This is a genomic window from Enterococcus innesii (genome assembly GCF_022846515.1).
GTDB classification, from domain to species: Bacteria; Bacillota; Bacilli; order Lactobacillales; family Enterococcaceae; genus Enterococcus_D; species Enterococcus_D innesii.
This window is the reverse complement of the sequence record NZ_AP025635.1, coordinates 2,189,022-2,210,292: the sequence shown is the minus strand read 5'-3', so window position 1 is coordinate 2,210,292 and position 21,271 is coordinate 2,189,022. Positions and strand designations below refer to the sequence as shown.

Annotated in this window: 21 protein-coding genes; 1 reads left to right on the top strand and 20 read right to left on the bottom strand. The window is 44.7% G+C overall.

Annotated elements, in window-relative coordinates; all coding sequences use genetic code 11:
* Positions 1–2: 2 nt before the first annotated feature.
* The gene (locus ENLAB_RS10360; RefSeq protein WP_500861596.1) at positions 3–926 is read right to left on the bottom strand and encodes a PTS sugar transporter subunit IIAB; all 924 of its coding nucleotides are present in this window, start codon (positions 924–926) and stop codon (positions 3–5) included.
* A gap of 229 nt (positions 927–1,155) precedes the next feature.
* Between ENLAB_RS10360 and ENLAB_RS10355 the strand changes: the two genes are divergently transcribed.
* Positions 1,156–1,863, top strand: coding sequence for a GntR family transcriptional regulator (locus ENLAB_RS10355; RefSeq protein WP_034878155.1), 708 nt, complete (start codon positions 1,156–1,158; stop codon positions 1,861–1,863).
* A 24-nt stretch (positions 1,864–1,887) separates the two neighbouring features.
* On the opposite strand, the gene ENLAB_RS10350 is transcribed toward ENLAB_RS10355, so the two are convergent.
* The 19 genes from ENLAB_RS10350 to ENLAB_RS10260 form a co-directional block, all read right to left on the bottom strand.
* The gene (locus ENLAB_RS10350) at positions 1,888–3,663 is read right to left on the bottom strand and encodes a glycoside hydrolase family 35 protein (RefSeq protein ID WP_244351041.1); all 1,776 of its coding nucleotides are present in this window, start codon (positions 3,661–3,663) and stop codon (positions 1,888–1,890) included.
* Positions 3,664–3,676: 13 nt separating this feature from the next.
* Positions 3,677–4,840, bottom strand: a complete 1,164-nt coding sequence (locus ENLAB_RS10345; RefSeq protein WP_216682173.1) for a glycoside hydrolase family 88 protein — start codon at positions 4,838–4,840, stop codon at positions 3,677–3,679.
* Positions 4,841–4,991: 151 nt separating this feature from the next.
* Positions 4,992–5,819 (bottom strand): DUF7402 domain-containing protein, encoded by an 828-nt coding sequence (locus ENLAB_RS10340; protein ID WP_200125591.1) that lies wholly within the window; start codon positions 5,817–5,819, stop codon positions 4,992–4,994.
* Complete coding sequence (locus ENLAB_RS10335; protein WP_201705635.1) at positions 5,794–7,560, bottom strand: DUF2264 domain-containing protein; 1,767 nt, start codon at positions 7,558–7,560, stop codon at positions 5,794–5,796. Before ENLAB_RS10335 ends, ENLAB_RS10340 begins: the two co-directional genes overlap by 26 nt.
* A gap of 419 nt (positions 7,561–7,979) precedes the next feature.
* Positions 7,980–8,975, bottom strand: a complete 996-nt coding sequence (lacD, locus tag ENLAB_RS10330) for a tagatose-bisphosphate aldolase (RefSeq protein ID WP_305879418.1) — start codon at positions 8,973–8,975, stop codon at positions 7,980–7,982.
* 175 nt (positions 8,976–9,150) lie between these two features.
* Positions 9,151–10,326 (bottom strand): SIS domain-containing protein, encoded by a 1,176-nt coding sequence (locus tag ENLAB_RS10325; RefSeq protein ID WP_194194980.1) that lies wholly within the window; start codon positions 10,324–10,326, stop codon positions 9,151–9,153.
* Between the two features lie 179 nt (positions 10,327–10,505).
* The gene (locus ENLAB_RS10320) at positions 10,506–11,240 is read right to left on the bottom strand and encodes a GntR family transcriptional regulator (protein ID WP_194194981.1); all 735 of its coding nucleotides are present in this window, start codon (positions 11,238–11,240) and stop codon (positions 10,506–10,508) included.
* 214 nt (positions 11,241–11,454) lie between these two features.
* Complete coding sequence (locus tag ENLAB_RS10315; RefSeq protein ID WP_005226771.1) at positions 11,455–12,483, bottom strand: PTS system mannose/fructose/sorbose family transporter subunit IID; 1,029 nt, start codon at positions 12,481–12,483, stop codon at positions 11,455–11,457.
* Entirely contained in the window at positions 12,473–13,279 is an 807-nt protein-coding gene (locus ENLAB_RS10310) for a PTS mannose/fructose/sorbose/N-acetylgalactosamine transporter subunit IIC (RefSeq protein ID WP_244351036.1), read from the bottom strand. Before ENLAB_RS10310 ends, ENLAB_RS10315 begins: the two co-directional genes overlap by 11 nt.
* Positions 13,280–13,305: 26 nt before the next feature.
* Entirely contained in the window at positions 13,306–13,788 is a 483-nt protein-coding gene (agaV, locus tag ENLAB_RS10305; RefSeq protein WP_096742084.1) for a PTS N-acetylgalactosamine transporter subunit IIB, read from the bottom strand.
* Between the two features lie 19 nt (positions 13,789–13,807).
* Entirely contained in the window at positions 13,808–14,083 is a 276-nt protein-coding gene (gene yajC / locus ENLAB_RS10300; RefSeq protein WP_194194983.1) for a preprotein translocase subunit YajC, read from the bottom strand.
* Positions 14,084–14,085: 2 nt separating this feature from the next.
* Positions 14,086–14,517: a PTS sugar transporter subunit IIA gene (locus ENLAB_RS10295; protein ID WP_244351033.1), complete on the bottom strand. Its 432-nt coding sequence runs from the start codon at positions 14,515–14,517 to the stop codon at positions 14,086–14,088.
* A 590-nt stretch (positions 14,518–15,107) separates the two neighbouring features.
* Entirely contained in the window at positions 15,108–15,431 is a 324-nt protein-coding gene (locus ENLAB_RS10290) for a PTS lactose/cellobiose transporter subunit IIA (protein ID WP_087626757.1), read from the bottom strand.
* Positions 15,428–16,252: a Cof-type HAD-IIB family hydrolase gene (locus ENLAB_RS10285; RefSeq protein ID WP_244351004.1), complete on the bottom strand. Its 825-nt coding sequence runs from the start codon at positions 16,250–16,252 to the stop codon at positions 15,428–15,430. The genes ENLAB_RS10290 and ENLAB_RS10285 overlap by 4 nt, the downstream gene beginning before the upstream one ends.
* Entirely contained in the window at positions 16,249–17,178 is a 930-nt protein-coding gene (locus ENLAB_RS10280; RefSeq protein ID WP_244350971.1) for an ROK family protein, read from the bottom strand. The genes ENLAB_RS10285 and ENLAB_RS10280 overlap by 4 nt, the downstream gene beginning before the upstream one ends.
* 6 nt (positions 17,179–17,184) lie before the next feature.
* Entirely contained in the window at positions 17,185–18,621 is a 1,437-nt protein-coding gene (locus ENLAB_RS10275; RefSeq protein WP_244350970.1) for a DHA2 family efflux MFS transporter permease subunit, read from the bottom strand.
* Positions 18,622–18,721: 100 nt separating this feature from the next.
* Positions 18,722–19,033 carry a PTS sugar transporter subunit IIB gene (locus tag ENLAB_RS10270; protein WP_201691040.1) on the bottom strand — a complete coding sequence of 104 codons (312 nt, stop codon included), beginning with the start codon at positions 19,031–19,033 and terminating at the stop codon, positions 18,722–18,724.
* 16 nt (positions 19,034–19,049) lie between these two features.
* Positions 19,050–20,381, bottom strand: a complete 1,332-nt coding sequence (locus ENLAB_RS10265) for a PTS sugar transporter subunit IIC (RefSeq protein ID WP_244350969.1) — start codon at positions 20,379–20,381, stop codon at positions 19,050–19,052.
* A 19-nt stretch (positions 20,382–20,400) separates the two neighbouring features.
* Positions 20,401–21,267 carry a Cof-type HAD-IIB family hydrolase gene (locus ENLAB_RS10260; RefSeq protein WP_244350967.1) on the bottom strand — a complete coding sequence of 289 codons (867 nt, stop codon included), beginning with the start codon at positions 21,265–21,267 and terminating at the stop codon, positions 20,401–20,403.
* Between the last annotated feature and the right edge of the window lie 4 nt (positions 21,268–21,271).

Here is a 21,271-nt window from a genome sequence, read left to right as displayed (position 1 = left end):
GTTTATCCTCGTAATTTCTTCATAAAGTCGATCGATGGTTCATTGGGTACAAGCTGTGCCGTGACGGTGATGCCTTTTGCGGCGATCGCTTCAAAGATCGGCTCTTCTTCTGGCAGTACTTGAATGCTTTTGGTCACTTCCCGTGCGCCTTCTTTGTAGCTCATGTTGCCGACGTTGATCGCTTTGATCGGTCCATCTGCTTTAATATAACGCAAAACATCTTGGGGATTTTTGAAAAGCAAAAACAACCGTTGTTTTCCATAACGACCGGCGCGAATATTTTTGGCTGCCGTTGCCACCGGAAGGACCGAAAGTCGCATCGAAGTTGGCGCTGCCATTCGTAAAGAAGATTTTTGTAATGGGTCTACGGCGGCTTCATCATTGGCTACGATGATCCGTTGCGTGTTTAAACTGGTGGACCAGATACCGGCGACTTGTCCATGGATCAAGCGCTCATCGATTCGACTATTGACGATATTTTCTTGCCCAGCATACGCACTGTAATCCCCTAATTCCTCTTGCTTTTCTTCTAAAATCTCTTGTTCTGCTTGGTTCATCCCTGCTTTGACATCAACGATGTTTTCTTTGGCTAAGCAAAGCAGCTCTTTGATCGTCGCTCGTTGATTGACGACTGCCTCGATCACTACGGACAATGTCATTCCAGCTAAGATCGCCACTTCGTCATCCTCTAAATAATTCTTGACTGCAACGTTGCACGGGGTTCCTCCTAATAAATCCGCAATAATCAATGTTGAACCGTTAAGGGCTTTCATTTTCTCGTTCAATTCTTTCTCAAATTGCAGATTGTCACTATCTGGTCGTAATGAAACGGTGTGAACGTTTGCTTGCTGGCCTACGATCATCTCGAGACTACTTTTGACCCCTTCTGCCATGCCGCCATGACTGATCAATACAATGTTTTCCACTAATTTCCCTCCTACTCCGCAGGTCGCCCTACTTAACATGTTATGTTCCTTGTAAGCATACTATACCACATGGCAAGCCATTCGTAAACCTAATATCTTAACATATTGAATTTTATTTTTCAGACCTGTATAGACTGGAAAACAACGAATTTTCTACAATAATTAAGTGGCAGGAAAGGATTTAACATGTTATGCTTGATGTATTCATATGGAATGGAGGGAAACCACTGTGTTGCCAAAGTATGAGCAGATCAAGCAAGATCTTTTACAAGAAATCAAAGACCATAAATTCATACCTGGGGATAAGTTTTATTCAGAGGCGGATATCAAGCGGATGTATTCTGTTAGTTCGATCACGGCAGTCAAAGCGTTGAATGAATTGACGAGTGCTGGCTATCTGTATCGCATCCAAGGCAAAGGGACCTTTGTTTCAAAAGCAAAAGTATCTCAGAGTGTGAAGTTTTCCGACATTGAGCTGCATTCACTGGACCAAGAAAAGGTCAAGGTCCTTGCGGTGGAAGAAGGAAATGACCCAGAGATTTTGAAAGAATTAGGATTGGCTGCCAGTGCTTCCTACTACCGAATCAAACGAGTCCGCTATTTTGGCGACGTTCCTTTCTTGGTTCACATCACTCATTTGCCGAAGAAGCTGATGAAAGAACCGATCGCCAAAAACCTCAACCAATATGCTAGTGTTTATGAGCGGGTCCGAAAAGACTTTGCGATCGACCTTTTCTCATTGGCTTCTGTTGAAACCAACGAAATCGTCTTTCCTGATGACGCTGAATTGTTGAACTTATTGCAACTGAGCTTCCGAGAGCCTGCGGTCAAACAAGTCAAGCACTCCTATTTGGCAGATGGAAGTGTCGCTGAATACATCGTCAGCTACAAGCATTGGAAATATTTCAAAACAAAAATAGAAGTAGAGCCCGCGTAAATTTGGGTCTCTACTTCTATTTTTTTATTCTACGACAGGTTGATCACAGAAAACGAGTTCCTTGATCTCAACGCCATCGGTTTCAAATACCACGACTTCGTTGCTGCCTTTTTTCAAAAATTCTTTCGGACAGTATAAGGAATGCACGGGGCCACGTTGCCAATAGCGACCAAGATTGATGCCATTGACGATAACGACGCCTTTCCCATACCCACGGCAATCGATAAACGTATCTCCTACCTCTGTCAGCGTGAAGGTCGTTTGATAAAAGGAGGGGTGTGTCGGATTTTTTCCTGCTTGATAATCGATGGCTTGTAGCTGCTCTGCGGAAAGCGTCAATGGGTAATGACGATAGCCTTGATGGAAATGAATATCTTGCATGATGCCCCCACGGATGCCTTTGGCTTGTGTAGGCCCATTCAATTTAAACCCGTAGTTCACGCGCCCTAAGTTTTCTACTAAGACATCTAGCTCGATGGTTTCTTTATCTGGTGTCCCTTGGATCAACAGCTCCTCACCTAGCGTTTCTTGGTATTGGATCGCCTGTAATTGGCCGTCGGTAAAAATATGCAACCGATCGCTAGCTTCTACCACTTTTAATTTGTTTTCTCGATGATAGTTTTTTAACTGAACCGAATAGAGCAAATAGCCGTAGCCTGTGCTGGCAGCTTCCATTGTTAGAGGATACATGCTTTCTTGTGGTGCCATCAGCTGATCTTTGATAGCCAATAATGAGACACTGTTTTCGATGGGAAAGTTTCCTAATGCCGCTAATTGCTTGGTCCGTGGTTTGGCTTGCCACACTTCGGGACAGGCTTCTTTTATGGCTTTTTGTACCTGATAGTATTTGTCGGTAGGTTCTCCTGCTTCTGTCAGTAAAGCATCGTAATCATAGCTGGACACTTGTGGTAGATCCAGCGCTCCCCGAGCGGAACAGCCATTGTAAAAGCCAAAGTTCGTGCCTCCATGGAACATGTAGAGATTCAAGGAGCCGACCGCTAACATCTCTTTGACTTCATTAGCTAAGTCTTGACCGTCTCGCTTGATGATCGGCTCGCCCCAGCGGTTGAACCAGCCATCCCAATATTCCATGCACATGATGGGCCATTTTTTGCCATGTTTTGCCATAAACTCTTTCATCACAGCCGCATTTTCCTTGGAACGACTGCCGAAATTGCCTGTGACAAAGACGTCGTCTTCAATCAATGTCCCAGCGTCCAAGACTTCTTCCCATGCCCCATCTGAAGTAAACAAGGGTACATCGATGCCGTATTCTTCCATCAACTCTTTGGTCTGGCGCAAATACGCTTTTTCCATTCCATAAGAGCCATACTCATTTTCCACCTGCATCATGATCACTGGTCCCCCATGGGTGATCTGCAACGGCACAAGTTTTGGCAGCAAGATCTGGAAATAGTTGCGCACCTTTGCCATGAAGCGTGGGTCGGTTGAGCGCAACCGCATCGGTTCGTTTAACAGCCAAGCCGGCAACCCGCCAAATTCCCATTCAGCACAAATGTAGACGGAAGGCCGTAAAATGACCATCAAGCCTAGCGCTTGGGCTTGCTTTACAAAAGCACAGATGTCTTTCATTCCCTCAAAGTCGTAGATCCCTTCACGAGGTTCGTGGAGATTCCAAGGAATGTAGGTCTCTACTGTGTTGGCTCCCAGTGCTTTTAGATTGTAGAGGCTATCTGTCCATTGCGCCGGTGTCATGCGGAAATAGTGGATCGCTCCGCTGATCAATTTGATTGGTTTTCCATCTAACAAAAAATCTTCTTTTATCTCAAACGTTCGCATGTCGTCTTCCCCTTTACCAATATCTTTGCCAATCAGGCAATGCCAATCGGATCAATCCTTCTAAATAGAAATAATCCCCCCAAAGATTGGGTTCATCGATGCCTTTGCCTTCCGCATGAGCATACACACCATGCAGCAATAAGCCTTCATTTTCTGGTACTTGGCTCGCTGCATACTGCTCGCCTAATTGGTAAAGCATTCCTTTAGCGATTTTTTGGGCATCGGGATATGCACCCATTTCCTCTGCTTCCAACAAGCCACAAGCCGCAATCGCTAAAGCAGAGCTGTCTTTTTCAGCAGGATGTTGGTCGTTAAAATCAAAGTCCCAATACGGCACCAAATCTGCTGGCAAATGAGCCAAAAACACCTCCACGATCTGCGGATAATTTTCTGGAAAAGGCTGGCTATGCAGGTAGCTTTCATTCAAAGGAAGCCCTAAAATCGCCCAGCTCTGTCCTCTTGCCCAAATCGATTGGTCGCTGTTTCCTTGATGCGTCGCACCGTGACTTGGCTGCCCCGTCTCAGGATCGAAATAATACGTATGAAAGGTGGTAGCGTCATTCTTGATGACGGTCTTTCGGACTGTCTGATAATGCTTACTCGCGGCCTCTGCGTAACGAGGCTCTCCCGACAATTGAGTTGCTGCAAATAAAAGCGGCAAGTTCAGTAGCGAATCAATAATCAAGCGGTATTCTTGTGGGTCGCCATAAGTGCCCCATGCTTGAATAAATTCCCCCTTTTCTTGAAACCGTGCCAGCAAAACATCCGCTGCTTGAATGACTTCTTGCTTGCAGTGTTCATCGCCAGTGATCTTGTAGCCCGCACCGGCAGATAAGCTATATAAAAAACCAATATCATGATGATCTAATACAAAATGGTCGTCTAAACGCGTTTGAAAACTGTCGATATTTTCCATAGCTCGAGTCAAAAAGTTCTTTTCTTTGGTCCACTCATAGGCGAGCCACAACATCCCGGTCCAAAAGCCATTGGTCCAATCATCGTTGCCTTTCAGCCGATATTTGCCATTGGTGGCACAGGCTGAAGGAAATTGTGTGCCAAAGCGCTGACTATTTTTTTCGATCTGTTGGATGCACGCGGTGATTTTATCCGCTAACCACACATCGGTCACTTTTTCTCCTAACAGGATCAAGCGTTGTTTGTTCTCTTGCAGACGCATATTTACCCTCTCCTTAACTTGTTAACATATTAACTAAAATCATTATAACGTAAACGCACAAAAAAAGCGACCTTCCTTCCTTGATTCCTAAAAAAAAGAGCATGACAACTGCACACAAATGCAGACCTGTCATACTCTTGTCCTCTTTTTTTTAACAGTTCCAACCAAATACTTCGATTTGTGTAAGAGCTGGAAATGGGGAATCATCCTCTGCTTTTTGCAGCTCTTTATAGGTTAGCTTAGTCGTTTCTTTTTTCGGAAAACGAACTTCTTGAAATGACGCCGTATTTGTCGTTTCCACCACCAGCTCTTCTCCATCAGCAAAGACCAAGGTTCCTTTGGTCCAATAGCTATCATGGGGATAATCTGCCCGTAATAGGAAGCGAACCCGATCGATCAAGACAGGACGACCAAACTCAATGGTCAATGCAGCATCGGCTTGCTGATTGATGCCCCAAGAAGCAAACGGATACGAACCATGGGATCGGTTGCCATATTTTCCATCAATCGCATTCTTGGCAAAAAAGACGGAATCATCTCGCGTTTCCACATTCGCTGAAGCATGAGGATACGCCCCTGTCGCTGACTTTTGATCATGGGCATTGAAGGATAAATTTTGATAATTCATGATCTCAAATTCATGGGCTTTACGCACCATCAGGTGATGGCGCTGCGAGGCAAAGGCCGTTTCCACCGAGGACTTTCGAGCGGATTCCGTCCAAGGAATCTGATACGCCCAAGTGGATTGGGAAAGATAGATCAGTGATGGTGCTAAGGTTTCATCAAGCTGAAGGACATAATACGGATTTTCCCCCGTCACCTCAATAACGATCTTGTCTCCTTCCTCATAGGGATAGTTTTTAATGGCTAATACGGCCAAATCATCACCAGAAACTTGAAACGGCGCGGGTTCTTTTTCATGGTCGATGCGACCGACGATCACCTGGTCCTGCTTATTTTTTATTGCTAGCGTAATCATTTGGATCGATCCTTTCTTTTTCTACGATACCACCGACTAAACAAATCAAACGGTGCTTCCCTGGCGGAATATGTTGTGCTAAGTATGGAAAACTGGTTCTTGGAAAAAAGACGGAGGTATTGGCTTCTGGCTGAACAATACTGGCTTGTTGATAGCCTTCGATGTTGATGATTTGAGAACAAAAGCCTCCTTCACTGACTCGACTCCAGGTCGGTCCTGTTTGAGCCTGAGGCAACCGTCCAGTCAGCGGTACACTAAATCCTCCCTCACGAAGGTCCAACGAAATCGTCGTCGTCAACTCGTGCACGCGCACATGCCACTGACCAAATGGATAAATCTCAGTTTCAATCACTACCTCCTCAAAGGGCGCCCATTGGTAAAAGACGCCTTTTTCCGTCACTCGATAATCCCTGACTGCCCCCTTCGTGCGAAAATAGCTGCCATCTCGAGCAATAGCTAATGTGCTATCGAAGGCGCCTTCGGCATACGTGACGCCGGCTTTCGGCACACTGAAGCCAAATTTGCTCGAATAGACGAATTTGCTGTATTTTGCTTGAGCATGGGCTTGCTGCTCCAGCATCAAGCCCGCAGGATACCCTAATAGATGATGGCTTTTTTCATTGTGCACCAGCAACATATTGCCTTTTTCCATCCGTTTTTGCGGCTCTCTTTTGATTGGCTCAGGTTCAGCCCGCCAAAAAGGATGCGTTTCTGCGACCGCTAAAAGCAAAAAGGTCTTCAGCCCCCAGTAAGGCGAGCCTGGTGCATTGTACCCTTCTGCCATCACTTGATTTTCATAGTGATATCCGATGGACAAGCGACCATCGAAAGTGAAAATCTCCTGCGCCATCCAATTGCGCAAGTGTTTCGCCAGTAGTCCTCGCACCTGTCCCCATGGGATCGCTTCGACATCTGCGAAAACCAGCGCCGAGAAAAAAGCCCCTTGCGCAAACCGATAGGTCAGGCTGCGGCCATAGGGCAAGGCTTCGCCGTCTTCATCAAAATAATAGATGAAATCTTGGGCAAATCGGGTGGCTCGTTCTTTAAAACGCTGTGCCCATTCTGGGTCTTCGTCTTGCATAAATGTAGCGTAAATCAAGCCATAATAATGAAACGCAAAAGGAATATAGTAATCTCGCTGCGTCGTTTTCCCATCTACGTACCAACCATCGCCAATGTACATGGAATCGATCAATGCCAACTCTTGGGACAATGCTTCTTTTGCCAACGGTTCCCCACAGTGAAACAGGGCAACGCGAATCAACACTTTGAAGAATGTCCAGTTGTTCTTAGGAATCTTGCACTCAAGTGCTTGGGATAGCCAAGCCACTAGCTTTCGCTGGTTCTTCTGCGGCAACGCTGTCCAAAAAGCATCCTTTTGCAATAAAAGAGTCAATGACAATGCGGCTGCTTCCACGATGTATTGATCATAATCCGTGATCCTTCCCCAGTAAAATGCGTGTTCAGGATCTGTCCCCGCCATCACTTTTTCCACATAAGCTGCTCGTAACGGATCATCTGAGCAAATCCTCCAATAAGGCGCCAACCCCCACAAAGGACGCACAAGCGCTTCCATCTCAGCCCGTGTTCGGTCATACACGGCCCCACTGCTACCTAGATTCAATCCTGGATAGTCATCTGCCAAGATCGCTGCTTGCAAAGGAGCGATCATGTCTTCCAATGCCCGCTGATAATCCAGACGCGTCAAAAACGGATTCTCTTTGATTGCCATTTGCTTCATACGCCATCTCCTTCTGTCAATTTACAGAACAGAATAGCAAGCCACGGCTTTTTTATCAAGCGATCTTCTGCTGGCAATACTGCTGAAAAATGAGAAAAGATTTTGAGGGATTTTTGACTTAACCTGTTAACAAATCTTTTGCGATTGATTTTCTTGCCTTCATTTTCTTTTAACTAGCAAAGTTAACTTAGTCTATATGAAAAAATTATGATAACTCATCCGTAGTGCCATGACTTTTTTTCATAATTTTTTTGCTGACCCTTTTTTGTCTAGATGAGGTCAGCATCCGTTATACTATCAACCTTTTTTCACTAGAAAAAGACACCCTAAAGCCTTAAGTCAGAAGCCTGCCACTTCTTCTCAAAAGCCCTTAAGATGTCTGATTATTGGCCATTTCTCTTGTCAAACAGCGAAAAAAACTATTCTTCGACCGTGACTTTGTCCCACCAAGAAGTGGCGGTCTTTTGGATCACTTCATTCAAGTCTTCGATGTGCTGTTTTCCGGTACTTGCTAGCCATTCTTTGGCTGCTTCTGTTCCTTGTTTTACAAAGGGATCAACGCCATCTTTCCACGTTGCCCGGCCGCACAAGACGCCATTGAAGGTGGAACCGGCTTCTTTGGCAAAAACCAGTGTTTCTTGGAATAAGCTGGCTGATACGCCTGCACTGAGAAAAATAAACGGCAGATGCGTCGCATCGCTTTGCGCTTTGAAATACGCGGCAGCTTCTTCCTTGGTATGCACGGTTTCTTCCTTGGCAAAACCTGCCACATAATTCATGTTGACTGGTACTTCCACTTTTAACACATCGACTTTGTACTGTGGTTTTGAAAATTCCTTCATCAATCCGATGACTTTTTCTGGTTTGCGTTGCGCATATGCTTTTGAGTCGACTTCAGGTAACTTAGCATCATAGGAAAGAACTTCTAAAAAGAAGGGCAGATCAGCGGCTTGGCATTCGCTGCCGAGTCGTTCCACAAAGACGTGTTTCAACTGATTGATCTGGGTAGCTTCATCTACATCATAATAAAGCAAAAATTTGATAGCATCGGCGCCAGCTGCTTTTAATCGCTCAACCGACCATTCCCCTAATAAATCAGGCAAACGTCCCGGCGTAGTCGCATCATAGCCGGTTTTTTCATACGCCAGCAAAAGCCCCGCCTCTGGATCACGACTTTGCACAGCTGCCAACCCATATTCGGGATCTAATAAAATGGAAGACGCGTAAGGGGTCAATTCTTGTGAGACTAGCTTTTTAAACTGGCTGATTTTTTCTGCATCAACCTCCACGCCAAGTGCTGCCATCATTTTTTTCAAGGCACCTCGTTGGTCGATTGCTAAAGCTGCGATCACTCCTTCTTTCGTTGACAGGCGATCCATCGCTGCTTTTTTGGCTTTCGTTACGGTTGCTTTCATTAAAACTCCTCCTTTTTTGTCCATGCCAAAGAATCAACCGCTTTCACTTTTTTCAGCGTTGGCGAAACGGTTGTCAGTATAAAAATGTCTATTGATGAAGCCGTTCGACTGATTGACCACCGCACGTATCGACTTCGTACACGAAAAGATACGTGCTCGTGGTGGGCTTTCTCAGTCATCGTTCGTTGTTATACGGATGAATCGTCACGCCTTTGACCACCCGATTGACGGTACGTGTTGGCGAAGGAGTATCCGGTGTATTCCCGACTTTGATCGATGCCAACAGTGCGATCGTTTGCGCAAAAACAATGTCTGCTAAGGCAAGATAACCGTCTGGCAATAATGTGTCATCTGGAAAGAAAAAGTTTGTTCCTGAAAAATTCACGGCGGCCGGCTGTCCGATGGCAGTCACTGTGGCGGCGATGCCGTCGCTCTTTAATTCTTCCAACATATCAAGATCATACTGCCGCGTGTAGGGCGTATTGCTGACAAAGACAAAGACGAGGGTTTGATCATCTACGAATGATTTCGGTCCATGACGGAAGCCCATCGAAGAATCGAACACGGTGGCGATTTTTCCCGCAGTCAGTTCCAATACTTTTAGCTGTGCTTCCCTGGTCAACCCCGACAACGTGCCTGACCCAAGGTAAACGATCCGCTTAAAGGAACGGTCCGTCAGTACTTGGAGTTCTGTTTCTCTGTCGATCACTTCTTGCCCCAATCGGCTAAGGGTTTCAACATAATGCCTCTTTTCTGTCAGAGGCGTCTGGTCAAAAATCAGCAGTGCGGAAAGAGCCATGCAAGAAAAACTTCCCGTCATTGCAAAGCCAGCATCATTTGACCTCTCAGGCATCAATAACAGATAGCTCGTTTCATCAGCGGCAGCTTGTTGTGCCAAAGATCCGTCGGCTGCACAAGTGATCGTCAAATGATAACTGTCGGCAACGAATTGATCGACGATTTTGACCGCTGCTAAACTTTCTGGTGAATTGCCGCTTCTAGCAAAAGAAACGAGCAGTGTTGGTTCATCCGCAAATAAAACTTGTTCTGGAGCTGCGACAATATCCGTCGTAGCAATACTTTCAAAAAGATAATCCGCCGTTGCACCGGTCTTATTCAAGTAAGGAACGATCGTATCTCCAACATATTGCGACGTCCCCGCTCCCGTGAAAACTACCCGGATTCGTTTGTCCGTCTTTTGCTTGATAGTACGTAAGAAAGTCGCGATCGCCTCTTGCTTTTCTTGATAGATCGTCAAGGTTTCTTGCCAAAGTTCTGGCTGTTGTTTGATTTCTCTTGTTGTAATCTCCGCACCTAATTCTGCTAATTCCTTTGTTGACAGTTGAAACATCTTTCTTCCTCCTAGCTACTGTTTTTCCAGTATGTATTCCCAGTGACGGTGCGAGGAGCGCTTGTCTTGGATGAATGCTTAGCGATCACCCAAAGGGCAAACTTCCCCGACCTCACTGGTTTTGAATACACGCCTTTTCTTTGCTCGAGTGGATCATTTCAGACTGTCTAGGAAATGCGCTACTCGTCGTTACGCAAGTGGCGGACTTTGTATCTAAATTGGTCTGCTCGAGCAACACTCAAGGTGTATTCGATCACTTCATTTTCAATATTGAACGTGCTGCGTGCCAGGTTCAACACTGGCGCACCTTCGTGGATTTTCAGCAATGCCGCATCTTTCGCACTGGCAATGCTGGCAAAAAATTCTTCGTCCGCGAGGCGGATCACTTGATGAAAGTCTTCATGAAATATATCGTACAATGGTTTTTGCTCGATCATCTCACTCGTTAAATGCATGAAGCGTTTGACCGGCAGATAAGAACGCTCGATCATCATCGGTTGCCCATCAGCAAGACGCAATCGTTTTAACTTGTAGATCGGCTCGCCTATGGAAACTTGCAACTGAGTGGCAAAATATTTTGTCGCTTCCATTTTTTTGAATGCCAATACTCTAGTTTCTGGTTGTTTCCCTAGTGCTTTCATCTGTTCGGTAAAACTATACGAACCTGATAAATTGGTTGCCTGCTTGCGGATATCCGAGACAAAGGTGCCTTTGCCATGTTGGCGATAAATATAGCCTAATTTTTCTAACTCCTGTAGTGCCAAGCGAACGGTGGTCCGACTTAATCCGTAGCGCTTTGACAGCTCTCTTTCTGAGGGAAGCATTGTGTCTGCTTCCATTTCATTTTCGATTTTTTCAATCAGTAAATTTAACAATTGATCGTATAATGGTTGTCGATTTTTATTGATATTCATAAGCCCCTCCAAACTGGTTACTACCACATAACGAGTGTACTATTTCCCGATAGGCGTGTCAAACAATCGTCTACAGGGGCTCTGTTTCCTGAATTTGCGTCTTTTCACGCAGGAAAATGAACCAATTGCCAGCACGAGCTAAGCTGAAAAGTCAGCTGTTGCTTGCTTAGCAAAACTCCTCCTACGTGTTGCGTCGTTTCTTCTGCTAGCTTGCTTATTGCGGCCAAATGGATGGATACAGGCCAAAGCCAGAACCGATCAAGCCGATCACTAGCAGCAAAGCGATACATTTCAACGGCGTCCAGCCGCGTTTTGATAAGAAGAAATACAGCATCAATGTGATGGTCAATGGAATCACTTGCGGCAAAATCCCATCGAGGATTTTTTGAATATCGATCGTCACGGGCACTTCGTTGACTTTGTTAAACGTCAATTCATATTTGCCGTTAGCCAGTTCATTGACCGCCGCATTTTCTTGCAATGTGTCGGTCAATTGACCATTCTCATCCGTGGTATACAGCATGTCTTCGTAAGCGGCAATGGCTGCTTGATCATCCACGATCGTCGTCGCTTGCGTCACTTCATTGGTAGTGCCGTTAGGGATCTGAATATCCAAAGACGTCGCTCCATACACGCAGGTCAAGGAACCGACAACAAAAATCCCTAAAATACTCGCTGCTCGGGTAAACTCTTTGGCATTTTCCGTTAAGATGCCAATTGCATCTGTCCCTAAACGATAGGACCAGTGCATCAAGAAGTACCGCAAACCAAATTGGGCCGCATTGAATACCAGTAAGAATATAAACGGTGCAGCGATATTGCCGCTGATCGCCATATTGGCTGTGATACCCGCCGTGATTGGTACCAAGGTAAACCAGAACAACGCATCACCGATCCCGCCTAACGGTCCCATCGCGGCGACTCGCACTGCCCGAATCATGGGAATATCGGCTTTGTTTTGTTCCATCGATAAAATGATCCCCATCACAAAGTTCACCAAAAATGGATGAGTATTGAAAAACTCTAAGTTATGGCTCATTGAAGCAGCCAAATCCTTTTCATTTTTATGGATCTTTTTCAATCCCGGTAAAATACTGAATAACCAGCCTCCTGCTTGCATTCGCTCATAGTTAAAAGAGGCTTGTAGAAATAAGGAACGCCAGACCATATTGTTCAAGGTCTTTTTATCCAGTTGTTCTGCGGGCGCTTGTTCGCTATAAGAATCGGGAATATTATATGCCATCTTCATCGCCTCCGAAATCATAGGTATTGGCTGCTGCTACTTTAAATTTGGACTGGATTTGATAATCCCAAAAGGCTAATGCAAAACCGATGAAGGCTAGAATGATCAAGGCTGGTCCTTGCAAGGAAGGTGCCGCCATTACGATCGTGGCTAAACCAAACCCCATAAAGAAGAAACCCCACATTTCTTTGGAAACCATCACTTTTAGTAAAATCGCAAAACCGACATACCGCATCATGCCCCCAGCTGCGCCGAGCCCACCCATCAACCATTGAGGGATCGCTGCGACCGCCTGATTCCCGAAGGCAGCACCGCCGATAAAGAATAAGACCACGATCAAGCCAAAGATCGTTCCAAGACCCGCCATCGCTAAATAATTGATTCGATCAATGCCCTTCGTATTGGCATCATGGGCGTAGCTGTCGGCTTTTGACATTACTGGTGACATTAGTGAGAAGATAATCGTCACCCCATATTGCCCCAGCAAAGAAAACGGAATCGCCGTAGCAACCGCTACTGTTGGTTCTAGTTGCAGCGTGATTGCTAAGATTGCTGCCATAATTCCGCCAATCACCGCATTTGGCGGTTGCGCACCGCCCACCGGCATATTGCCGATCGTCATTAACTGATACGTTCCGCCAACGATCAAGCCGGTTTGAAGATCTCCAAGAATAAGTCCGATAACCATCCCAGTAACAATGGGTTGGTACATTGATTCTAAAAAACTAAATTGATCGATTGCGGCAATGAATGTAACTATGAAGACTAAAATGATTTGAAAAATCGTGTAATCCATTTTCTTTCTCCTTCCTTACCTCTGCATTACTGAAATAATTTCTTTTCATCTTCAACAGGTGTCGTTGGAACCCGCTGAATCACTAATTGCACCCCCATTTCCTTCAGTTTTTTAAAGGCATCGACATCTGCTTCATCGACGGCAACTGTTGTAGCAACCTGTCTTTTCCCTTCTGACATATGCATATTCCCAATGTTCAGTTTCTTGATTGGTACTCCACCTTCAGCCAATTTCAACGCATCTTGAGGACTTTCAACCACCATGAAAATCTTTTGTTTTGGCGATGCTTTATGAATGATCTCGATGGTTTTTTGAATCGAGAAATACCTCGTTTGGACGCCAGCTGGCGCCGCCATATCCATCAACCCTTGTCTGACTTTGTCTTTGGCGACCTTATCGTTTGCCACTAAAATTAGATTTGCCCCCAACGTACCGTTCCATTGGGTGGCAACTTGCCCATGAATCAACCGATTGTCGATTCGCGTCAACAAAATATTTGGTTCTCCCATAAATATATCCTCCTTCTATCTACTGCATGATTTCTGCAACCGCACTACGTTCTACTTCGATCACCGTTCCCGATTTCACCCTTAGATCCACTGTCTCTTTCCCAAGTGCTTGAATCTCCCCAATAATGCCGCCGTACAATTTGATCTTCTGTCCCTTTTTCAAAGACTGCTGCAATTCAGCGAAATAGCCCTTCTGCCTTTTCAGATTTTTCCCATTCAGGAAAGACGAGACCGCCAAAAAGAGAAAGAGAAAAACAAGCACCACGATTGAGGCTGCTAAGATCATTTCCCACATGTTTAAATTCCTTCTTCCTCATTGATTTCCTCATGGCCTTTGATCTTTCCGTGAAAAATACCGCTCTTGCCAATCTCTGCCAGTTCTTGGCAAAAACCCTCTGGATCGGCTGCCGTATATCTAGTCAACGAACCTTCCACTAGCATCAGTAGATTGATGCCGCCGATGACCTCGACTTGCGGGTCCTCATTGGTAGCGGTCATCGCAACATTAAAAGGGGTCCCGCCCACAAGGTCTGCACAAATCACGACCCCATCACAGGTTTCCTTTAATTGATCGATTGCTCCTTGCAACTCTTTTTCAAAGTCAGCTAACGGATTTTCCTCTAAAAACGGCACTGCTAGAAATTGTTCTTGGGGTCCTGCAATCATCGCAAGCGCATTTTCCATCCCTTGCGCAAATCCTCCATGACCTATTAAAACCAAACCAAGCATCTTATGTCCTCCCCTTACTCTCAACTGGTAGTAACCACATATCCAATATAAACGCTTTCATTTTGTCTGTCAACAATTTTTTTGTTTTTATATAAAAATATCTTTGTTATCTTTAAATACGCAAAAGAGCGTAAATATTGTATTTGCCAAATATAATAATCTATTATTTTTAATGATAAGCAAACTAGATATTGATCGAGTTGTTATTTTTCACAAATTTTAACTTCTGCTTTCAGATACTGGTATTAAAAGAACCATGCCTTCATTTGTTTCTGATGAAAGCCTCGATTTTCCCTTGAAATAAGCGATCCAAAGAATACCTATGCTGAATACAATAAAAAACCAGCCAGGGTAACTCCGTGACTGGTTCTAATCATTTCAATTAATTCCTCCTTATTCCGCTCTTCATTAAATCTTCCTTCCACAATAAATCGACTAGCCCCCTTATCCTCTGCTGTTGATAGTTTAACCGTAGTTATGCAGAGTTTCCTCTACTTTTCTTTATTCTCCATTAACATAGAAAAGCACTACTTCCTAAATGTACTCGGGAAGCAGTGCGGCAAAAAATTTTATTTGAGTTTATACAATAATTATGTGATAGCAGATGCGATCCGCTTATGCAGTTCAATGATCTCTTTTGTCAAATCACAAAAGGCGATGGCCGTCATCAAATGATCTTGACTATGAATGGTTAAGAGGGTGATTTCTGCTGCATTGCCTTGCGCTTCATTGGTAAGCATGGAAGTTTGTGCGTGATGCGCTTCAACAATTGCCTCCTCAGCTTGTTTGACTTGCTGGTCTGCTTGCTCAAAATTTCCTTCTTTAGCTGCTGTAATTGCTTCCATCGCATCACTTTTTGCATTACCGCTATGAATGATCAGACCCATAACAGCCTCTAATTGTTCTTGATTCATGACTTGATTCTCCTTTTTTCATTAAGTAGTTGAAGGAGTGAATGATTCACGCCGTCTTCTTCATTGCTCTTGGTTACATAATCGGCTTGCTGTTTAATGGTCTGGGCTGCGTTGCCCATTGCCACGCTGATTCCTGCGAACTGCAGCATAGACAAATCGTTTTCATTGTCGCCAATGGCCAAGACTTCATTCGACTGGATCCCTAATTGTTCCGTTAATCGCTGCAAGGTTTGGCCTTTGCTTGCTTGAAGTGGCAAGAACTCATAAAAACAGTCCAAACTCCGCATATGATTAAATTGTTTCGACCAGTTAGGCGGAATCTGCGGGATTGCTGCATTGATTTGCTCTTTTCCCCCCACCAGCATCACTTTATAGATAGGGATGTGTCGTAATTCATCGAGCTTCACAATTTTGATTGGCACACGATTTAATATACTGTCATAGGCGGTATATTGATCGATGACTAGTGAACTTGTGAAAATTCCTTCCTTACTTTGGATATGGTAATTCAGTCCCAATTGCTGCCCCAGATAGAGTACCTGCAAAAAATTTTCGTAGGACACTGCTTGTTCGAAAAAGACTGTTTCACCTCGAGCATCCGATAAAACAGCACCATTGAAGCTGATGACGTATTCATCTTCTTTATGTAGCTGCAGCTGCTTGATCAAAGGTGCCAGACTATAAAAAGGACGTCCAGTGCACAAAACGATTTTAATTTTTTCTTGCCTAACAGATTGGATGGTCTGCTTAACCGATGTCGATAGCTCCCCTTGCGGATTCAGCAGGGTTCCATCCAAATCGATCGCTACTAATTTGATCATGGTTCTTCACTTCCTCGGGCGTGTATGACTTGATAAGCCGCGCCATAAACTCCAGCATCATTTCCCAGCATGGCTTTTCGTACAGGAAGCTTCCCTCTAATTTCTGGGAACAAATACGTCTGTAATGCATTCTGAAGTGGTGTCAAGAAAGCTGGTCCAGCTTCTGAAACACCGCCACCAATAACCAATTCCTCTGGATCGACCGCATTGATCAAGCCGGCAAAGGCTTGTGCTAAATAATCAATCGTTGTATCAATCGCCTCTTTGGCTTGCTGATCTCCTTGAGCTGCCAAGTCAAAGATTTCTTTTGTCCCACTGACCCGTTCAAAACCGGCGATCAGGTTCATGGTTTTGATCATTCCTGTCGCAGAGCCGTAACACTCTAAACAATTTTGATTGCCGCAACCACAGACACGGACTTCCCTTGTTTGAAGTGGGATGTGTCCAATCTCTCCAGCAGAAGCATTCGTTCCGTTTAGGACTTTGCCATCGATGATCACGCCACCACCGACTCCCGTTCCAATCGTAGCAAAAACGATTGACTGACAGCCAGAAGCTGCGCCTTGCCACAACTCGCCCAACGCAGCTGCATTGGCATCATTCATTACTAAAACTGGTACCTTCAAGGCAGCTTCAATAATCTGTTTCAAAGGAAAATCGATCCAGCCGAGGTTGACTGCTCGTTTAACGACCGTTTCGTTTACCGGTCCTGGAACGCCGATGCCAATGCCTTTCAGTGCGCTTAAAGACAGCCCCTCCTCGTTTAGTTTTTTCTTGATACTTGTGATGATCGTTTCTGGGATCATCGCTCCGTCATTCCTACTATTTGTCGGGATCGACCATTTGTCCAGCAGTTGCTGTTTCTCGCTAAACAGCGCCATTTTGATTGCTGTACCGCCGATATCTACACCGATAATCGTTTCCATTACCTTTCATCCTCTCGTTTCTTCTGCTTGGTTTTTCGCCAATGAGGCAGGCTGCTGCTCTTTTTTCATTAAGTACATTTGTCCTAAAAGCAGTAAGACGCCAGTAAACAATAGAAGCAAAACAACAAAGCTATGCTTTGATCCTTCAACGACTGCTGCTGAATTGCTTAAGGCTGGATTGGATTGGCTTTTGGCCATGATTGCCGCAATAATAGCAGTACCTGCGGCTGCGGCAAATTGCTGAACGGTCATGATCAGGGCATTGCCAGCGGCTTGTTCGACTTTTTCCAGTTGTGCCAAAGCGCTGGTCATCAAGTTGCCAAAAGAAAAACCGATACCTAATGTAAAAAGAAAATAGAGCAGTCCAATCATGACATTGCCCAAGTTTTCAGCCAACAGCCAAAAAAGCATCAGTGCGCTGAAAATCAAGAGACTTCCGCCAACGATAGGTCTTTTCTCCCCATATCGATCTAGAAAGCGGCCGCCGAGAGGTGTAAAGAGCGCCCCCAAGGAAGCCCCCGGCAAAATAATCAAGCCGGCAGTTTGGGCAGTGCTTTGATTCACTAATTGAAGATAAAGTGGCAGGATAAACACCAAACCCATCAAGACAAGCTGCATGATAAAAAAACAAACCAGTCGAAGGGTGTAGGCTTTGTTCTTTAATAAGCTTAATTTTAAGACCGGTGATGCATGCTTTCTGACGTGCAAAAGCAGCAGACATAAACAAACTGCCCCTAACAAAAAGGCGCCACCAATTGCCAAACTAAAAAAACTGCGACTGCCCATATAGCTGAAGCCAAAAGTCATGCCGATAAAAAAGCCGGCTACAAGTATAGTGCCCATTAGATCCAATTTAGCTTTTTGCGGCTTCATTTTCTGTTCAATCGTCAACGCACCGAGAAGCAATGCCCCAATCAAAACCGGCAACAGGAAAATGAAAATTGCTCGCCAGCCGAAGCGCGTAACAATCCAGCCGCCAAAGGTCGGTCCGATCGCAGGAGCAATGGCGGGGATCATCGTTCCCACACCCATCATCATCCCAAGCTTTCCGCTAGGAACTTGTTCCAGAATAATATTAAACATCAGCGGCAAAGCGATGCCGGTCCCAATCCCTTGTACGACACGCCCTATTAAAAGTAGGGCAAAGCTGCTTGCGAACGCATTTAAAATAATGCCTGCGATAAACAGCCCAATTGCAGCTAAAAATAAAGTTTTGTTTTTAAATGACTGCTTCAAAAAGCCGGATAAAGGAACGATAATAGCTAAAACTAAAAAATAGATCGTTGTTAGCCATTGGATCACCGCAATATCTACTTGAAACTCTGCGCTCAATGCAGGAAAAATCACATTCATCGCTGTACTGATTAAGACCCCACAAAAAGCCAGAATTCCTGTTGCTGTGACGGCCCCAATCGTTTTTCTTGAAATCTTTTCTTGTTTCATTTGTCTTCTCCATTTCTAATAGATCATGACACAGGTCATGCGTAAAAAAACCGTTCTGAAATGAATCCATTGAAAAGGCGGCTGTGAAAGCCGCCTTTGACTATGCTTCAACAAGTGAGAGTGCTTGTTGAAGCACTTTTTCGCCATTCATAGTGCCGTAGGCAGACATATCAATCACTGAAACAGGAATCTTATCTGCAACCAATGCACGGATCTGTTTTTCTTTAAAGCGAACTTGTGGTCCTAATAAAATCACATCTTTGTCCGACAAGTAGTCTTTGATGTCCTCAACCGGTCGCGCATCGACTTGGGTCGTAATTGATTGCGCTGTTCCTGCTTTTTCGATTTTCTCGATCAATAAACTGGTACTCATGCCGGCATTGCAAACTAATAAAATATTGATTTCTTTCATTTCTTTTCCCCCTTATTTATTCCGCAACTGCTGCGCCAATATCCATTTGTACCGTCTGCTCTTTTTGTGCTTCTTGTTCTCGCTTGTATTCGACGTTGTCTGCCATTTTAAAGAAGGGGAAATAGATGGCAGTAGCAACGATCACACAAACGATTTGAGCTAGTAGCATCCGCCAGCCACCCGCAATCACGGCGTTCACAAAGGTCGGCGTCCCCGTTGGCAACTGTGCGCCTACCATTCGCGGCACCAAACCAGTCGTGATCGATACATAGCCGATCAAGCCAGTCACTAACGGCGTAATGACCGTTGGTAGCAAGAACATTGGGTTCAAGCAGACCGGCGTTCCGAATGTGATCGGTTCATTGATACCAAAGAATGTGGGGATACTCGTGATCCGGCCAACACTTTTGTACTGTTCACTCTTCGCAAAGAAAATAAAGCAGATCGCTAGACCCAAGACACAGCCACCGCCGCCAATTTCTAAAAAGGCCGAAGTAAAACCAAAATCAATCAAGTTCGGTGGTGTCGCACCTGCTGCAGCTGCGTTCATATTTTCGATCGTCATAGTCTGCAAAATGGGGGCATAAACGCCGAAGATGATTGCTTTACCATGAATGCCAAACCACCAGAACAGACCAATCAATGCATAGGCAACCATCACTCCGCCAATCGAACCGCCGATCTGTTGGATCGGTACTTGTAAAACAGAGTACACTAAATTGTGGGCACTGCCGTAACTCGTAAATGAAAAGCCCCATGAGATACACGCCATAAGAAACGTGATAGAAAAGAAGGGAATAATCGAACTAAAGGATTTTTCTACGAAGCTGGGAACACTATCTGGCATTCGGATCGTAATATTATTTTTGATAAACCAGCTGTAAAGTTTCGCAACGGTCAACCCAACAATGATTCCAACAAACATTCCTCTCGAACCAATAAAATCAAAGCTGATAAAATCGACTGGTCTGACGGTGTCGTGCACTTGCTGTTCAACTGTTGCAAGTGGTGTCAGTATCAAAAAAGAAACAATGGCTAGAAATCCTGGAAACATCCCATCGATTTTATAGGATTTCGCTAAATTAAACGCAATAAAGTAAACAACGATCAGTCCCATAATGTTACTGGTGAAAATACCTGGCAATAACAGCAGTGTTTTTAGCCCGTTTGATTGAATAAATTCCTGGTAGCCGTCAAACGGCATGTTGGCGATCAAAGTAAGCATCGCCCCCGTGATACTCGCAGGGATCGTCATGACCATCCCTTTACTGACAGCTTTTAGATAGCGGTTATCAGAAATTTTTTCGGCGGCCAATTGTATTTTTTCAAGATTATTAACAAAGCTCATAGTGAAGTCTCCTCTTTTATTAGTCTATCTGAACAAAACGTTCAATTGCCTTCCCAACGCCATTTTCATCGTTTGTATCTGTTTGGTACTTTGCAGCTTCTTTTACTTCTTCAATCGCGTTGCCCATCGCGACTGTATAGCCAAATCGTTCATCTAGCATCCCGAGATCATTATAGCTGTCACCGATCGTCATAATTTCTTTCAGGTGGATGCCCTTTTTTTCTGCATAGGTTTTGATTGCCTGCCCCTTATCTGCCAAAGGATTAGTAATTTCTAGATTGATGGCAAATGATCCTGTGACGTTGACCGGATAAATTGCTGGAAGTGTCCGACGCAACTCGGCAATTTTTTCCGTATCATGAGAAAAACTGATTATCTTCCCAACAAAGTAATCGTTTTCAAAAATTTCATCTAAGGAAGTAATCGGTGTAATTTCTCGGTACAAAAAGTGTTCCCCTGCAGACTTGTAGGCCTCTTCTACAGAAATCTTTGGATGAAACTGATTGATCTTCGCTGCAACCGCCCATTTCCTGCGCTCTGCATCACTGGGAGTAAACGTCCCCCCAGTGGTATAAAGTTCGACACATAGATTTGCTTTCTCCAGCTCTGCCACTATATCGCGAACCAACATTTCACTAAGGTAGAGGCTTTGTATGATCTTTCCATTTTCGTTCCTCAGTTCACTACCATTCATCACTAGATAACTGCACTCGATACCCGCTTGTTGGACTTGGGGGACAGCATCTTCGTAACTTCTACCAGTGGTGATAATAAATTCGATCCCTTTTTCTTGGGCTTTTTTTACAGCTCTGGCGTCAGCTTCTGAAATTTTATGATTCGAGCTGACAAGTGTTCCGTCCATATCTGAAGCAATCAATTTGATCATCGCA

What these genes read in the sequence shown, in the direction of transcription:
- ENLAB_RS10265 (WP_244350969.1), bottom strand. Translation starts at nt 20,381, where the DNA reads ATGAGCTTTGTTAATAATCTTGAAAAAATACAATTGGCCGCCGAAAAA.
- ENLAB_RS10320 (WP_194194981.1), bottom strand. Translation starts at nt 11,240, where the DNA reads ATGAATATCAATAAAAATCGACAACCATTATACGATCAATTGTTAAAT.
- ENLAB_RS10285 (WP_244351004.1), bottom strand. Translation starts at nt 16,252, where the DNA reads ATGATCAAATTAGTAGCGATCGATTTGGATGGAACCCTGCTGAATCCG.
- ENLAB_RS10295 (WP_244351033.1), bottom strand. Translation starts at nt 14,517, where the DNA reads ATGCTTGGTTTGGTTTTAATAGGTCATGGAGGATTTGCGCAAGGGATG.
- ENLAB_RS10290 (WP_087626757.1), bottom strand. Translation starts at nt 15,431, where the DNA reads ATGAATCAAGAACAATTAGAGGCTGTTATGGGTCTGATCATTCATAGC.
- ENLAB_RS10325 (WP_194194980.1), bottom strand. Translation starts at nt 10,326, where the DNA reads ATGTTTCAACTGTCAACAAAGGAATTAGCAGAATTAGGTGCGGAGATT.
- ENLAB_RS10340 (WP_200125591.1), bottom strand. Translation starts at nt 5,819, where the DNA reads ATGATTACGCTAGCAATAAAAAATAAGCAGGACCAGGTGATCGTCGGT.
- ENLAB_RS10280 (WP_244350971.1), bottom strand. Translation starts at nt 17,178, where the DNA reads ATGGAAACGATTATCGGTGTAGATATCGGCGGTACAGCAATCAAAATG.
- lacD (WP_305879418.1), bottom strand. Translation starts at nt 8,975, where the DNA reads ATGAAAGCAACCGTAACGAAAGCCAAAAAAGCAGCGATGGATCGCCTG.
- ENLAB_RS10345 (WP_216682173.1), bottom strand. Translation starts at nt 4,840, where the DNA reads ATGCGTCTGCAAGAGAACAAACAACGCTTGATCCTGTTAGGAGAAAAA.
- ENLAB_RS10310 (WP_244351036.1), bottom strand. Translation starts at nt 13,279, where the DNA reads ATGGATTACACGATTTTTCAAATCATTTTAGTCTTCATAGTTACATTC.
- ENLAB_RS10260 (WP_244350967.1), bottom strand. Translation starts at nt 21,267, where the DNA reads ATGATCAAATTGATTGCTTCAGATATGGACGGAACACTTGTCAGCTCG.
- ENLAB_RS10315 (WP_005226771.1), bottom strand. Translation starts at nt 12,483, where the DNA reads ATGGCATATAATATTCCCGATTCTTATAGCGAACAAGCGCCCGCAGAA.
- yajC (WP_194194983.1), bottom strand. Translation starts at nt 14,083, where the DNA reads ATGTGGGAAATGATCTTAGCAGCCTCAATCGTGGTGCTTGTTTTTCTC.
- ENLAB_RS10275 (WP_244350970.1), bottom strand. Translation starts at nt 18,621, where the DNA reads ATGAAACAAGAAAAGATTTCAAGAAAAACGATTGGGGCCGTCACAGCA.
- ENLAB_RS10335 (WP_201705635.1), bottom strand. Translation starts at nt 7,560, where the DNA reads ATGAAGCAAATGGCAATCAAAGAGAATCCGTTTTTGACGCGTCTGGAT.
- agaV (WP_096742084.1), bottom strand. Translation starts at nt 13,788, where the DNA reads ATGGGAGAACCAAATATTTTGTTGACGCGAATCGACAATCGGTTGATT.
- ENLAB_RS10270 (WP_201691040.1), bottom strand. Translation starts at nt 19,033, where the DNA reads ATGAAAGAAATCAATATTTTATTAGTTTGCAATGCCGGCATGAGTACC.
- ENLAB_RS10350 (WP_244351041.1), bottom strand. Translation starts at nt 3,663, where the DNA reads ATGCGAACGTTTGAGATAAAAGAAGATTTTTTGTTAGATGGAAAACCA.